Annotated in this window: 6 protein-coding genes; all 6 read right to left on the bottom strand. The window is 69.8% G+C overall.

Translation table 11 applies throughout. From position 1 onward, the window contains the following. Positions 1-51 precede the first annotated feature (51 nt). Positions 52-1,251, bottom strand: a complete 1,200-nt coding sequence (locus VHP37_00330) for a TIGR02679 family protein (GenBank protein ID HEX2824761.1) — start codon at positions 1,249-1,251, stop codon at positions 52-54. Then, positions 1,248-5,360, bottom strand: a complete 4,113-nt coding sequence (locus tag VHP37_00325) for a TIGR02680 family protein (GenBank protein HEX2824760.1) — start codon at positions 5,358-5,360, stop codon at positions 1,248-1,250. The genes VHP37_00330 and VHP37_00325 overlap by 4 nt, the downstream gene beginning before the upstream one ends. Further along, positions 5,357-6,571: a TIGR02678 family protein gene (locus tag VHP37_00320; protein ID HEX2824759.1), complete on the bottom strand. Its 1,215-nt coding sequence runs from the start codon at positions 6,569-6,571 to the stop codon at positions 5,357-5,359. The genes VHP37_00325 and VHP37_00320 overlap by 4 nt, the downstream gene beginning before the upstream one ends. Beyond that, complete coding sequence (locus tag VHP37_00315; protein ID HEX2824758.1) at positions 6,568-8,139, bottom strand: TIGR02677 family protein; 1,572 nt, start codon at positions 8,137-8,139, stop codon at positions 6,568-6,570. The genes VHP37_00320 and VHP37_00315 overlap by 4 nt, the downstream gene beginning before the upstream one ends. 106 nt (positions 8,140-8,245) lie before the next feature. Further along, positions 8,246-14,089, bottom strand: a complete 5,844-nt coding sequence (locus VHP37_00310; protein ID HEX2824757.1) for a DUF3320 domain-containing protein — start codon at positions 14,087-14,089, stop codon at positions 8,246-8,248. 70 nt (positions 14,090-14,159) lie between these two features. Next, a complete protein-coding gene (locus tag VHP37_00305) occupies positions 14,160-14,456 on the bottom strand; it encodes a DUF433 domain-containing protein (protein HEX2824756.1) in 297 nt (98 codons plus the stop codon). Positions 14,457-14,471: the final 15 nt, after the last annotated feature.

Genomic DNA, 14,471 nt, shown 5'->3' with positions numbered 1-14,471 from the left:
GCCCCTCCTCGTGTATGGGGTGGTCGAGCGCCTGCGGGTGAGTGGGTGCGGCTAGGGAACGAGATCCGTCATCAATGAATCGATCACCACTTCCTCCTCCAGCGCGAGGCCGCTCTCGCTCATGCTGTCGGACAGGCGGGGATCCCAGCTCGCGACGGCGGATGGCGGCACGAGCTCGCGGCCGCCGCGCTTTACATGCGCCAGGTAGTGTGTCGCGTCGAACTGCCACGGGCGCGCGTCGAAGCTGCGCATCACGAAATTGCCGATGACGATGCCCGGCCAGTCGAAGTCGCCGTGGTAGTGGAGGCGGGCTCCGGCGGCGCTCAACTGGGACAGCAGCACGCGTTGAGCAGCCGACGGCATGCCTTCGGTGCATACCAGCGGCGCGGAGCGCGTTCCCAGCCGGTCGGCCGCGACGGCAACCACGGCAGGGTTTTCGCAGACGAATATGTCGCGCTCCAAGACCGCCCATCGCGGCGGATGGCGCAGCAGGGCGCGCAAGGACAGATGGACCGGCTCGCCGCGCGTGCGGCCCTCTTCGGCCAGGGCGCCCGCCGCCGTGTCCCGGGCGGCTTCCAGATTGAGCGCGAGTGCGGGACAGACGAGCTCGCCGACCAGGACGCCGTGCCGTGCCCAGATCTCCCGCGGTCGTTCGGCGTCGCTCTGGCGCAAGGCGGCGAGGGTGGCCGTGCTCGCCGCCTTGCCTTCGTCGAGTGCGTGCGCGTCGCCGAAGAGATCGGCGGCTAGATGCGACAGCGGCGCGCCGTCGCGAGGCAGGGCTTCGAGGACGCGGTCCACGCTTTCGAGCAGTGCGCGCGCACGGTCCGGATCGCTCGCGCTCAGGCGCTTGACGAGCCCGCGGCCCGCACTGCCCGCAACGAGGGCCGCGATGCGGGGGTCGCGGCAGGCACGGAAGAGATCTTCCCAGCGCGCGTCGAGCTCGATACGCTCCGCCAGCCGGTCACGCACCGGGCCGTCGAGCTGGGACAGCGCTTCACGCAGAGATCCCGCGATCCCGGCCCGCGCGAGCGCCTGATCGAGCTCCGCCACCGACAGGCGTATCGAACGCGCTTCGCGCGCGGGCCTTGCGAGCAGCCCTTCCAGCGTCCGGCGCTCGAGCGGCGTCACGTCGCTCAGCGTGAACGAGTCGCCGTCGCGTGCAAGCTCGTAGCGCTGGCGCAATCGTTTTCTCAGCGCCGCGAGCCCGGGACCGCCGAGAAGCCGCTCGAGCCGCCCGCTCGGCTCGTTCATGTCGCGGCCGCTTCCGGAATCCTGCGCGAGGCGTCGAGCTCCTCGCGGCGCACCCGGCCGTCCCAGCTCCAGCGCGATACGTAGACCGCGTCCACGCCGTCGCGGCGCACGAGCTGACAGATCGCGAGTCCCGGCAACTCGGCGTAACAGCCCCATTCGCGCTCGCTGGTCATGACGAAATCGAGATCGAACTCCCGGATGAGCGCCATACAGTGCGCGCGCGCTTCGTCGTCGATGCCCGCGTAGGCCTCGTCGAGCAGCACGAGCCGCGGCGCATGCGGGTAGTCGGCATTCGCATAATGGCTGCTCGCCGCGGCGAACAGCGGCACCGTGAGCCCGAGCGCGCGCTCGCCGCTCGATGCCGGCCCGGTCAGCGGCTTCCACTCGCCCTGTTGCAGGCGGCGGATGCGAAAGCGATGCCAGCGGCGGTAATCGAGCGCACGCGTCAGGTGATCGAGCAGGCCCGCGCCCTCGTCGCGCAGCCGCTCGATCTGGATGCGGTTCTGCAGAAACTCGCCGATGATGCGACGGTCGTCGACCGACCACGCATCGGGGGCGCGCTGCAGGAGGCGGGCGCGCGCCGCGGTGAGCCCGACGGGCGCGCCGTCTTCGCCTTCGGGCAACGCCTGCCAGTCGAGCTTGAAGCGCACGCCGGTCGACGTGGGGCGCTTGTCAAGCTCGGCGTTGATCGTGCGCACGCGGCGCTCGGACTCCTGCAGCAGCTTTTGCAGCGATGCTGCGACTTCGGCCTGCAGATGGTTCTCCAGCACCTCGCGCTCGCGCGCGGTCAATATCTCGCGCCGCTCGGCGATCTCGTTGGCGACGCGCTGCTCGAGCACGTCCGGACGCTCGGGACGATGGCGGTAGACGATGTGGACGACGAGGCCGTAATCGCTCTGCTCGGACAGTGCCTGATGGCCTTGCGCCGCCATCGCCTGCACGAGCTGATTGAAATCGCCCGAGAGCGCGCTCTGGATACGGCTCCAGTCCGAGTCCTCGGCGGGCACCGCACCGAGCGTCTGCTCGATCCGCCGCGCGAGCTGGAGCGCCGGGTCGATGGTCCAGGGCGCGTCACCTTCGGGGATCGGCGCATCCTCGATGGCGACCGACAGCAATCCGGTGCGTGCGAACCCCTGCAGTTGAGCGACGGCGGTTTGCCTGCGCGCCTGGCGTTCCTCGAGCGTCTGCTGCGCGTTCCCGGTTTTCTGCTTGCTCTCGCCCCGCGCTTCAAGGGCGGCATTCTGATCGCGCGAGGCTTCCTCGCGCAGCGTCTCGCCGCTGCTTACGGCTTCGTGCGCGCGCGCGAGGCGCTGTTCGATCTCCTGCACGGCGGCGCCGACGCTTTCGCGCAGCACGTCGCGGCGCGACGTCGCATCTTCGGCGGCGAGGGTGCGCCGCACATGCTCGTCCGCCCAATAATCGGCTTCGGCCCGCGCGTCGCGCTCCCGTGCTTCCTGCTGCGACGCCCTGGCCAGGGCTTCGCGCGCATCGAGCGCGGCGTGGGCAAGCTCGCGCACGTCGAGAGCGAACTGCGACAGCGTTTGCTCGAACGCATTCAGCGCGCCGGTCTCCGGCGGCAGCCGCAGGTCTTCCGCGTCGCGCAGCAGTATGGTGCGAACGCCGCTCCAGGCCGCCTCGGCTTCGTGCGCCCGGGCGTCGGCTTCGACGTAGCGGTCGTGCGCTTCGCGCCGGTGCGCTTCGGCGCCAGACCAGTTTGCGTGCGCAGTGCGCAAGAGGGCGTCCGAGGGGGCCTCGGCGTACTTCGCTTCCAGCCGGCGTTGCCGGGCCTGGATCGACTGCAAGGTCTCGTCGAGCGCGGCCAGTTGCCCGTCGAGCGCCTCCTGTTCCGCTGCGATGGCCTCGAGGCGCGCGCGCCGCGCCGCTTCGCGCGCGGCATAGCCGAGGTACTGTGCCGCGGGCTTCGACCACGCGCCCCGCGCAGGACCGACGCGGAAACGCCCTTCCGGAGACACCCACGCTTCATCGTCCTGCGGCTCGTCGGTGCAGCACGCGACGCTTCGCAGCAGCGTCTCGATACGCTCCGGCGCGACCGCGAGATCGTCGCCGGCAGGGCGCAGGCAATCCAGCAAGGCTGCGGTGACCGGCTTGCGCGGAACGAGAACGATGTCGTGAGTGTCCGCGTCGAGCACGACGGCTGCGGGCGTGACCCACGCATCGAGCAGACCTGCAGCTTCGAGCGCGGCTTCGATCCCCGCCCGCGCCGCCTCGTCGACGTGATCGCGAAACTCGAGCAACTGCCACAAGGGCGCGCCCTCGCGGCCGCTGCGCGCATCGGGCTTGCGGGTGTGCGGCGCGGGCGGTGCCGGTTGGTGGCCCGCGAGCAGGCGCACACGCTCGGCGTCGAGGATCTCGCGCTGCTCCTGTATCAACCGCTTTTGCTGCTCGGCGTCGGTGGTCTCGAGCGCAAGCCGGCGTATGCGGTCGCGATACGCCCGTTCGAGAACGGGGGCGAGCGGGTGCTCGCCGGCGAGCGATTCCACCCACGTTTCGAGCGCGTCAACGTACGCATCCTGATCGTCGATGTCCAGGATGCTCGAAGACTCCAGGAATGCCTGCCAATCGCGCAGGTGCTCGCGGGCGCTCTGCTTGAGCTCGTCGTCGACCGTCGCCGAGCGGCGCTGCGCCGCTTCGAGCTGGTCGAGGTACGCCTCGCGAACCGAAACGCCGCGATCGCGCGCTGCGGCGGCCTGGTCGAGCTCGAGCAGGCGCGCCCGCACCTGTGCAACGTGCTCGCGCCGGCGTGCGATTGCTGCATCGAGTCTGGGCGCAAGCTTTTCCAGATCGCTGCGCGGTCGTTCGCCGAGACGCTCCAGGGGCTGCAAGGCCGCCTCTGCGCCTGCGTGCTCGTGTGCGAGACCGACTTCTGCGGCGCCGCGCGCCGCGGTCTGCACCGCACTGCGGACGCGCGAGAGGCCCGATTGCGCGGCGTCACGGTAGCGCGCGGAGTCCGCCCCGGCCGTCGCCAGCGCCTGCGCCGCCTTCCGGTTGCGAGACGCGGAATCAGCGGTTTCCTGCGCCCGCTTGCCCACCGCGTCCTCGGCGTCACGCAGGCGCGCCGCGTCGCGCATCGCCGGATCGCGCTCGAGCTCGCCAACCGCCGCGCGGTCGCGGACGAGCGCGCGGTCCAGCTCGGCGATGCGTGCTTCCACCGCATCGACCCGCGCAGCGGCTGCGGCGAGCTCGGCGCGGGCCTCGGCGAGCGCGCGGCTCGCGGTGTCGAACTCAGTCTGCGCCTGTCGCAGCAGCCGCGCCTCCCGGCGAGCGCGCACGCGCGCGTACGCCGTGTATCGCCGCACAAACTGCGAGACGTCCTTGCACAGCGCATCGAGTTCCGCCAGCTCGCGGCGATACTCGTCGAGCTGCGTCAGCGCTTCGGCGACGTCTTCGAGCGTCGCCTGCGGCAGCGGCGGGAGCGCCTGCGTGAGCGCGTCGGAAAGCGTGCGCTCGTCGGGGCGGCGCGAGAGTTGGGGCTGCCGAAGCTGGATGAGCGTGTCGATCAGCGCGCGGTAGCGCTCTTCACCGAGGCGAAACAGCCGCTCGTCGACCGCGCGCCGGTAATCGCCGGCGGTCCTGAAAATCTGCCCGCGGTCTCCGAGTTTGTCGGCAAGGCGCTCGCGCGACAGCACCACGCGCTCGGGGCTGACCAGCCAGAGATCCTCGCCGATGCGAAGGTCGGTGATGAACGGCCAGGTCTCCACGTGCGGTTTTCCCGCCACGGCGGCGAGGCCGCAGCCGAGGGTCAGATATTCCGCCGCGCCGTCTTCGCCGCGGCGCGCGAACTCGATCCAGGCGTAACCGGTGCGGCGCTCGTAGCGCCCCATGAGGAGATTCCACTCCATGCGCTTGGTGCGGTCGCCGTCGGGTTCCACACGCGCCGCGCCCACGTGAAGGTCGAGCAGGAACGGCAGGGTGAGCGACAGCACCTTCGATTTGCCGGTACCGTTGTTCCCGCGCAGCAGGAGGTGTCCGTCGCGAAACCAGAATTCCTCGCAATCGTAGTGATAGAGCTCGACGAGCCCCATGCGCAACGGCTGCCAGCGCGCGCGCTGAGGCTCCGGTAATGGCGGCAACGGCATCGGTGCGGTCATGACAATCGGAGTGAGGCTTGCGCCGGCGGCACGATCTCGGCCGTACCGAACGCGAATCGCAGCAGCGCGGGACGCGCTTCGACCGCGCCGTCGCGGCGGCGCGCGAGCTTCAGCCGGGCGAGGCGCGAGAGCGCCTCTTCGGCGAGCTCGCGTTCGGCGCCCGGCTCGCGCGCGTTCTTGCGCCAGTAGCGGCCGTATTGCTCGACCGCGCGGCGCAGGAAAGCCTCGACTTCGGATTCGGGCGTGCGGCGCGACGGCTCGGCCTGGGCGCGCTGCGCCAGAAACTGCGCGACGAGCAGCGTCGCGTGCGCCGATGTGCCTTCGGCTGGGAGCGCGGCGTCGGTGATCTCGCCGCGCGGATCGACGAGCGCCGCGCCCTCCGCCCGCAGCTCGGGCACCAGACCCGTCGCCGACCGCAGGCGCGCGGCCATCGCGCCGCGTTGGTTGACGAAGTATTCCTTCTCTTCCGCGTCGAGCTCGTCGAAGTACACCACAGGATCGTCGAGCAGGCGACGGGCAAGATGATGGCGCGCGGCGTTGCGGCGGGCTTCGACCGTGTCCGGCACGTACTCTTCGACGAGCAGACGTAGCCGCTGCTCGAGCGCCTCGTCGTTCGTCGCCGCGATCATCGAGGGGCCGCGGGTGCACGCGAGCAAGCTCGCGAGCGCGCGGCGGCCGATATCGTAAAGCGCGTCGCCGGCGTGCTGCACATAGCCTTCCTCCTCGCCGGCGACCCGGTGCAGCACGCCCAGCTCGAGGAGGTAACGGCAGACATAGACGAGCTCGCGCCGTTCGTGCGCCGCATTGAGCGCGTAGACGTAACCGCGCGCCGCAAGCTCGGGATCCGCTGCCGCGGACAGCAGGCGCTCGCCGAGCGTCCTCAGCGTGATCTGCGGGTCGGCGCGGTCGAGCACGGCGCATACGAGGCAGAGCAGGACGTAGCGGCGCCGATCGAATCCCGGTGCGCCGCGCGAGGCGTCGTCGAGGTCGGCGGGAATCTTGTACAGCCGCGCACAGTCGCGCTCGACCCGCAGCACCCAGCCCGTCTCGCGCGCGAGCCAGCCTCGCAGGAAATCCGCGTGGCGCCGCACGGCCGCGAACTGTGAGTGCGCCGCGGTCATGAGAGGCCGCATGAGGAGCGCGCACAGCGCCTGCTCGCGCTCGTCGACGCGATGCCGCGTGAGGACGTCGGCCAGCCGCTCCGCACTCACGACGGCCCCGCGTGCAGCTCGGTGATGGTGATGCGGTGATCGCGCCCGGAGAAGCGGCCGAGCGCGGTCTCGATGCCCGCTTCGGTGTCGGCGCCGAGCGGCTCCAGCCTCACGCGCAGCAGCCCGTCGGCCGTCACGCGCTCGACGGGCTGGTCGGGGGCGCTCTGCACGGCCAGGGCCTCGCCGAGCAGCGCCAGAAACAGATCAAACTCGTGGCGGTCGAGCCGGTGCAGCTCTGAGAGCCGCCCAGCGCCGCTGTTCGCCAGTCGCGTCCGCGCCGCCCGCACCTGGGCGTATTCATGCGCCATTCGGTCGGCGAGCAGAAGGCGCTCCGCCGTCCGGTCGCGCATCCGCGGCGGCGCGCCGCGGGGCGTGAGCTGACCGCGCTCGCGCAGCCGCGGGGTGACGTTCACGGCGGGGGCGTCAGCCCACGCCGTGCTGGCGGCGATGTCCGCGTCGGCGACGGCCAGGCTGAGATGGCGGGCGCTGTTGAGCGCGAACGCCGCACGCCACAAGCGATGCGCGTCGGCCTCGCAGCCGGCTTCGGCGAACCAGTGCGCGAGCACACGGAAGTCCGCGGAGCGATCGCTGCGTCCGCTGCGGCGCTCGTTCAGCGATGACACTGCCGCCAGGAGCTGAGGGATCGCGGCGCGGGCGCGGCTGCGCAGCATCTCGGCTTGCGGCGCCGCGCCGGCCGAGCCGACGAACCACCCGTTGAGGCCGCGCCAGCGCTCGCGCCATGCGGTCCGTCTTTCCCCGAGGACCGGCGCGGCGCTCGCGGCGCCGTCGGGCGCGGCGTCGCGCGCTTCACGTCCCGCCGCGGCTTCGAGCAGGCGCTCCACGTGCGGACCGAGCTCGGTGAGCTCGCGCGCGATGCGGCCTGAGCGCGCGACGAGATCGCCGATGAAGCGTTCCAGATAATCGATCAGCCGCGCCTTGTAGGCGAGGACGGCGGAGAGATCGGCGCGCTGCAGCTCGATGCTGCGCGCGAGACCGGCCATGAAAGCCTGCGCGTTCTCCGCCAGCCCGGTGAACACGTGGACCAGGTCGCGCAGCGACTCGTGCACTTTGGCAGGGTCGAGCGGTTCGTCTTCGGCGAGCGTCCGCAGCGCCGAAAGCCGCGCGAGGATGTCCTCGAGCGCGACCGATTGCAGCTCGGCCCGCCGCGCGAGCGCCTGGACGAACGCCGCGAGCCCGGCTTCCACCGCCTCGCCTCCCGCAGTGAGGCTGTAGAGGAAGCGCGCGCGATAGAAGTCTTCGAGCGTCGTGACCCGGGCGGTATCGGGCTGCGCGCGCAGATTCCCCCAGTCGACGAGCTGCGTCAGCGCCTGCTGGACCTCCTCGAGAGGGGGGGCGGCTTCCTGCCAGCGCGCCTCGGCGCGCACTTCGTCCGGACGCAGGTGCAGGCGGAACTGACGCTTTGCCGCGGCAAACGCGTCCATGATCGCACGATACAGCGACGCCTTGTCGGCGGTGACGTGGCGGAACAGGTCGGTGTGGTTGATGCCGGGGCGGGTGGACGGGGTCATGGATGCGGCAGGGTGATCGACGTAGACGTTGCGGTTCACGTCCGGTTCCGTATACGTCGTATGACTGCTCGATGTTAGCGCGACGCAGCGGTCCTGCAACACCGGCGGGGTTCCGCTGCGGCTGTATCGTCGTTGTTCGTGCAGGTCATGCCGAAGGCGCTGCCGCCCACGCCAGCTCGAGCCGCGCCCGGCTCGCGGCGCGCAACTGCGGCAATCCGGCGACACGCGCCATGGCCTGGATCGCGGCTTCGCCCTCGAATCCCTGCGAGCGTATCTCCGCGGCCAGCGCGATCAGCTCGGGCAGCGCGATCTCGTCCACGGGCCGCGCCGCGCCGTTGTCAGGGCGCCGGAAGCTGGGCCACGTGGCGGTGTCGTGGCCCGCGGGCCAGATGAATACGTCGCTGCCTTCCGCCGCCGGGCGGTAGCGCTGCCTGGCGATTTCGAGCACACGCTCCTTGATGCGCGTGCCGGTACGCGCCCAGCCGTGCGCGCGCGCGATGCGCCGGGCGAGGACGTCCGCGCGCAGCGGCGCTTCGAGCGCGACCACGTGCTCGATCATGGCTTCGAGCGTCGCGTCGTACGCTCGATCGTGGAAGGCGCCGGCGTCGACGGACGCGACCGCGGATGCGGCGTCCGCTTCGATCCAGCGCGACGCAGGGCGGACGGCCGACGGTGTCGCCGGCGACGCCGCGGCACCTGCGTAGACCCCGCTGGGCGGCGTGGGTGCGCTGTCGTGAGCCTGCAGCGCGGCTTGGGGAGGAGGTGATGATGCGACCGCACTGCGCGAGGCGCGCGCCTGCGCCAGCAGCGATTCGAGGCGCTCGTGCAGCCTGGACAGCGCGCTCTGGGCGTCCTGCCACCAGTCGGTCGACCAGATGCGCTCGATCTGCCAGCCCAGATCCCGCAGCACCTGCTCGCGCAGCTTGTCCCGATCCCTCGCCGTTGCCGATCTGTGATAGGTGGCGCCGTCGCATTCGAGGCCGGCGAGGTATCGGCCGGGCACGTCGGGATCGACCACGCCCAGGTCGATGCGGAAAGCCGAGACGCCGACCTGGCTGTGCACCGTCCAGCCCTTGGCCGCGAGCGCCTCTGCGACCGCTTGCTCGAAAGGACTGTCGTGATCGCCGGTCGAGCCGAAGACGGCTTCCGCGAGCGCGCGCGGACCGCGCTCGGCGAACTCCAGGAAGTGCTTGAGGTCGCGCACGCCGATCGCCTGTGTGCGCGAAAGATCGATGCGATCGGGCGTCAATGTCGAGTACACCCGCAGCGCATGTCGCGCGCGCGTCACCGCGACGTTGAGCCGGCGATGACCGCCGTCGCGATTCATCGGGCCGAAGTTCATCGACACCGCTCCGGTCTTGTCCGGACCGTACGTGACGGAGAAATACATGATGTCGCGCTCGTCGCCTTGCACGCTCTCCAGGTTCTTGACGAAGACCGGCTCCAGCGCGTCCTCGGCGAAGTGCGGCTCCAGCGACGCATCCTTGCGGCGCTCCTCGTCGAGCAGGTCCTCGATCAGCCGCTGCTGTTCGACGTTGAACGTGACCACACCGATCGTGTGCCTGCTTTCGGTGAAGCCCGGCGTCTTGAGTCGCGCCACCAGGTCGGCGACCAGCGCCTGCGCTTCGGGTTTGTTGATGCGCGCACCGCCTTTTTCGTAGAGACCGTCCTTGACGGGGTGGAAGCTCACGGCGCGGTCGTCGGTCACCGGCGAGGGAAACGTGACCAGGCCGCCGCCGTAGTAGCGGTGATTGGAGAACGCGATCAGGCTTTCATGACGGCTGCGGTAGTGCCATGCGAGATTCATCGTGGGCAGGTTGGCGCCCATGCATTCGTCGAGGATGCTTTCGAGATCGGCGTCGATCTCGATGTCGTCGTCGCCGTCTTCTTCGGCCCGCTCGAAGAAGCTCGTCGGCGGCAGTTGCTTCGGATCGCCGACCATCACGACCTGCCTGCCGCGCGCGATGGCGCCCACCGCATCCCACACGGGTATCTGCGACGCTTCGTCGAAGATGACGACGTCGAACGCCGCAACACCGGCCGGCAGATACTGCGCTATCGACAGCGGGCTCATGAGCAGACACGGGGTCAGCCGGGTCAGCGCGGCGGGAATGCCGCCGATCAGCTCGCGCAGCGGCAGGTGCCGCCTCTTTTTCTCCATCTCGCGCCTGAGCAGTCCCCATTCGGACGCTTTGGGAACCGCGTTCAGGTCCGGCAGGCCGGCGCACAGCCGCGCGCGCACGTAAGCGCGCGTGAGCGCGGTGTATCGTTCGTCGAGCGCCCGGAAGTCCTCGATGCGCTTCTCGTGCTCGGCCGGGACGAAATCCCGGAGGACTTCGTCGCGGTCGACCGTCGCGTTGATCCACCAGCGGCAGTATGCGGTCTCGAACGTATCGCGAGCGCTCCCGGGCGGTATCGCACCGGTTTCCATCGCGCTGACGAGCGGACCCAGACCGGCGGCAACCGCTGCGGTGCGCGCCCTGCGCCAGGCGCACCAGGCGCGCAGCCGCGGTTCCTGCGCGATGAGCCCACGACACGTGGTCACGAGTGATTCGAGGTCGGGCGACATCGCGGCGTCCGGCTGGATTGCCGCCAGGCCGCTCCACGTCTCGTGAGCGCTCTGGAAGCGTCCAAACGCAGTCACGCAGGCTTCGGCCGCGGCACCGACGGCCGCAGTGGGTTCCAGCAGCGCATTGCCCTGACCGAGGATGGATTCCAGAGCTGCCGTGAGGGCCGGCAGCGCGGCGGCGTTGGGTGCGAGCCCGCCGAGGGCGACAGCGAAGCCCTGCTGGAAGCGCAGAGCCTGCCCGGCTTCGTCGATATTGGTGGCGAGCCCCGACCATACGCCCGCCGTCTTCTCCCGCAAGTCATCGAGCTTCGCCAGGTCCTCTTCAAGGGCGCGCAGGCTCGACAGGCGGGGCAGGTCGTCGCCGGCGTTCGGCGTGCCGGCGGTCGACGCCGCGCGTGCGAGCGCCCCAGTCACGGCGCGCCGCATGAACCAGCTTCTCGGCCACCACGTCGCGCCCGCTTCGTTCCATTGCGCCTGAAGACCCTCCAGATCGAGGTGCAACGCGTCCGGCCGATAGGGTAGCGAGAGATCCGCCGTGAGGCTCTCGTGACGCGCCAGCAGCTCGAGGCCGCGAGCGATGCTTTCGCACACCGGGCGCGCATCGGGTCGCAGCACGAAACGCCAGTCGCGTCGCGCCGCCTGCGGCAGCACACGGGCGAGCGCGGCCAATCCGTCGCGGCCGCGCGCATCGAGCGCGATCTCCGGCAGCGCGAGCGCCTCGCAAAATGCCGCGGTGGCTTGCGACAGCGCTTCGGATCGCACGATCAGATCGCGTGAGGCGTCGATGAACGCCTGCTGCCATGCCGGCGACCACTCGCTGTGGGCGACGGCGGCCAACGGACCGTGCGCAACGGCCTGCACCTCGCGCAGGTCGGCGTCCAGTCGATCAGCGAGATCGCGCAGGTTGTCCAGAGCGTCTTCGTCTTGGGCGTCGGCCGAGGGCCACGAGAGACCGAGTTGCGGGTCGTCGCGACGCGCGACGACGCGTCCCATCGCTGCGAACGGACTGAGCCCGTTGCGATGCCGCCGGTGCAGGCGCTCGACATAGACGTTGAGCTCGTCGCGCAGTTTCTTCAGGCGCTGGGCTTCCTTCTGCCATGCGCCGTCGTCTGAGCCGCCTCGGGCGTTCCACGCCTTGCGCAGCTGCTCGAGCACGTCGAGCTTGCGCGCTTTGCTCGAATGCAGCTCGAGGCAGAACTCGCCGAGCTCCACCGCACGCAGGCGCCGATAGACCACGTCGAGCGCGGCGATCTTCTCGGACACGAAGAGAACGGTCTTGCCCTCGGCGAGACACTGCGAGATCAGGTTCGAGATCGTCTGGCTTTTTCCTGTACCCGGCGGGCCGATCAGCACGAAGTCCTTCCCCTGGGCCGCCGCGAGGATCGCGGCAAGCTGCGAGGAGTCCGAAGGCAGCGGGCAGAAGGTGCGTTCGGGACCGTGCGTCGCATCCAGTGCACGCGGGTCGGGAAACGCGATCGTGCCCGGATAAGGGTCGCGCGGGGTGTCGATGAGATGGCGCACGACCGGGTTGAGCCTGAGCGTGTCGGTACGGTCGACGAGGTCTTTCCACATCAGATACTTCGCGAACGAGAACGTGGCCAGCACGACGTCCTCGACGACCTCCCAGCCGCGAATGTCCTTGACCGCGTGCGCGACCGATTTCCAGATGCCCGGTATGTCGAGGCCGCGCTCGTCGCGCGGAAGCTCGCCGGTGGCGACCGGCAGCACGAGCTTGAAATCCTGGCGCAGCATCTCGAGCAGAGTGGGGTTGAACCGGGGCTCGTCCTCGTGCAGGGCGACGGAGAATCCCGACCGCACGCTTCTGCGGGTCAGCGTGACGGGAACGAGTATCAGCGGCGCGCGGCAGCGCTTGTCGTCCTTGTCGGCGACGGTCCACGACAGAAAGCCGAGCGCGAGATAAAGCGTGTTCGCGCCGCCTTCCTGCAGCGTCGCGCGCGCTGTGCGATAGAGCTCCACGAGCCGGCCTTCCAGCTCTTCCCGCGGCAGGTCTATCAGCACCTCGTCGCGCGTCAGCGCTTCGAGCGCGTGCTGTCTGCGCAGGTCCTCGCGGTGACGGCTCTCGTGTATCGCCTGGCTGCGCGGATCGGCGCCGTCCATGAGGTCGGGCCGCGGCAGGAGCTTCAACGATCTTCCGAGCGCGAGCGCGTCTTCGACCTTGCCGGCGTCGGGAATGTCCAGGCGCACGGAGCGTTTTGAGGGGCGGAAGTTCAGCAGGTTGTTGCGGAGCGACAGATCGAGGAGCTTGCGTTGCCAGCGATCGAGGCGATCCTTCGGCGTGCCGCTGTCTCGGGACTCGACCGCCGGTGCGTCGTCGTCCAGATCGGGCGCTTCCTCGAACGCGGGCTGGGACTGCGCTTCAGGCGCGGCAACGGCGTGCGCCGCGGCCTCGGCGCCCGAGAGCGGACGGATACGCTGCGTGCGCGCGCGGCGCACGTCGACGACGAGCTCGAAGGCGTCCTCCTCGGATTCCGCGATGTGTCGCGCACCGTGGTCGATGGCGTGGCTGAAGGCGGGGCAGGGCCTTTGCGCGAGCAGCGTGGTCTCGATCAGGACCATCTCGTTCAGCTTCACCCGTTTGCGCAAGGCGGTCACATCGTCGACCACCGCATTCGTGAAGTCCTCGGCCTTGAGCCACACGCCCGCGAACGCGTGGCCGCGCGTGAGGACGACGAGCGGGTTCAGCCCGCATTGCTCGATCGCGGCGCAGAAGAGGAGGGTGGTATCGAGGCACGTGGCGATGCCGCCGTCGACGATCTGGCCGGGGCTGCGTACCTTCTGGCCCACGCGCTCGAAGCTCGCAGGCGGCAGCGCATAGTCGAGGCCGAGCGATCCCAACGCGGTCCACACCGCCGATGCGAGCTCCCACGCGCGCTTCGAGCCGCCCTGGTAGCCGTCCAGCGCCGCGGCCTTGCCGTGCTGTCGCAGGACGTCCGCGGCCTTCTTCAATAGGCGATCGACCGCTGGATCGTTCGGCTGCACGAACGCCGCGATCATCTCGGGGACATGGCCCAACCCGCCCCAGTGATTGCGGGGCAGCAGCTCGACGGACGATTCAAGGCGATGAAGCTCGCTTCCGCCGGCCGCGATCACGAAGGACACCTGCGCCGTCTCCGCCTCGGTGAGCCGGCCCAGCAGAGCGCCGTCGAGCGCGACGTCGAGCTCGGACAGGTGATAGCGCTCGCCCGCTGCAACGCTCTCGACGCGCCAGGTGCGCTGCTTCAGGAAAGCGGGCTCCGAATTGAGCGCGATCTCGAGCGAGTGCACCGCGGCGTCCGACTCGTTCACCACCACCAGCTCGCGCAGGAAAGGCACCGCGTTCTGGTGGAACGCGAGGTTCAGTCGCGGGGAGAGGGCGGAGTCGAGGCGGATCGACGCCGGTCGGTTGTCGGAAGGAGTCATGTCGCGTCGTCCTCGGGGGCGCGAACCCGAACGCGACCCTTCTTCCGGACGCAGCTATCCAATAACAGCTTCAAGCGGGCCTGTCAGTCACGGAGGGTTCGACGCGTTCATGCGCGACGACCCGGTATGCATAGACAAGACAGGCACGAATGTCCTCGGGTTCGAGCCACGGGTATCCCTCGAGGATCGTTTCCTGCGTGTCGCCGGCGGATAGCATTCCCAGGACGTGTTCCACAGCGGGGCGCCGCCCCCGAACGATGGGCTTCCCGCGGAAGATCTGCGGATTGACAGTAATGCGTGACAGCAGTTCATTGTCGGTCATGATGTACTCCAGCGAGACGCCGTGCCGCGGCTTCAATGAGGCCACGGCTCTTCATTATGA

The organism is Burkholderiales bacterium (assembly GCA_036262035.1).
Classification (GTDB): domain Bacteria; phylum Pseudomonadota; class Gammaproteobacteria; order Burkholderiales; family SG8-41; genus JAQGMV01.
Note: the sequence above shows the minus strand (reverse complement) of the source record. Positions and strands in the feature narration are given on the sequence as shown.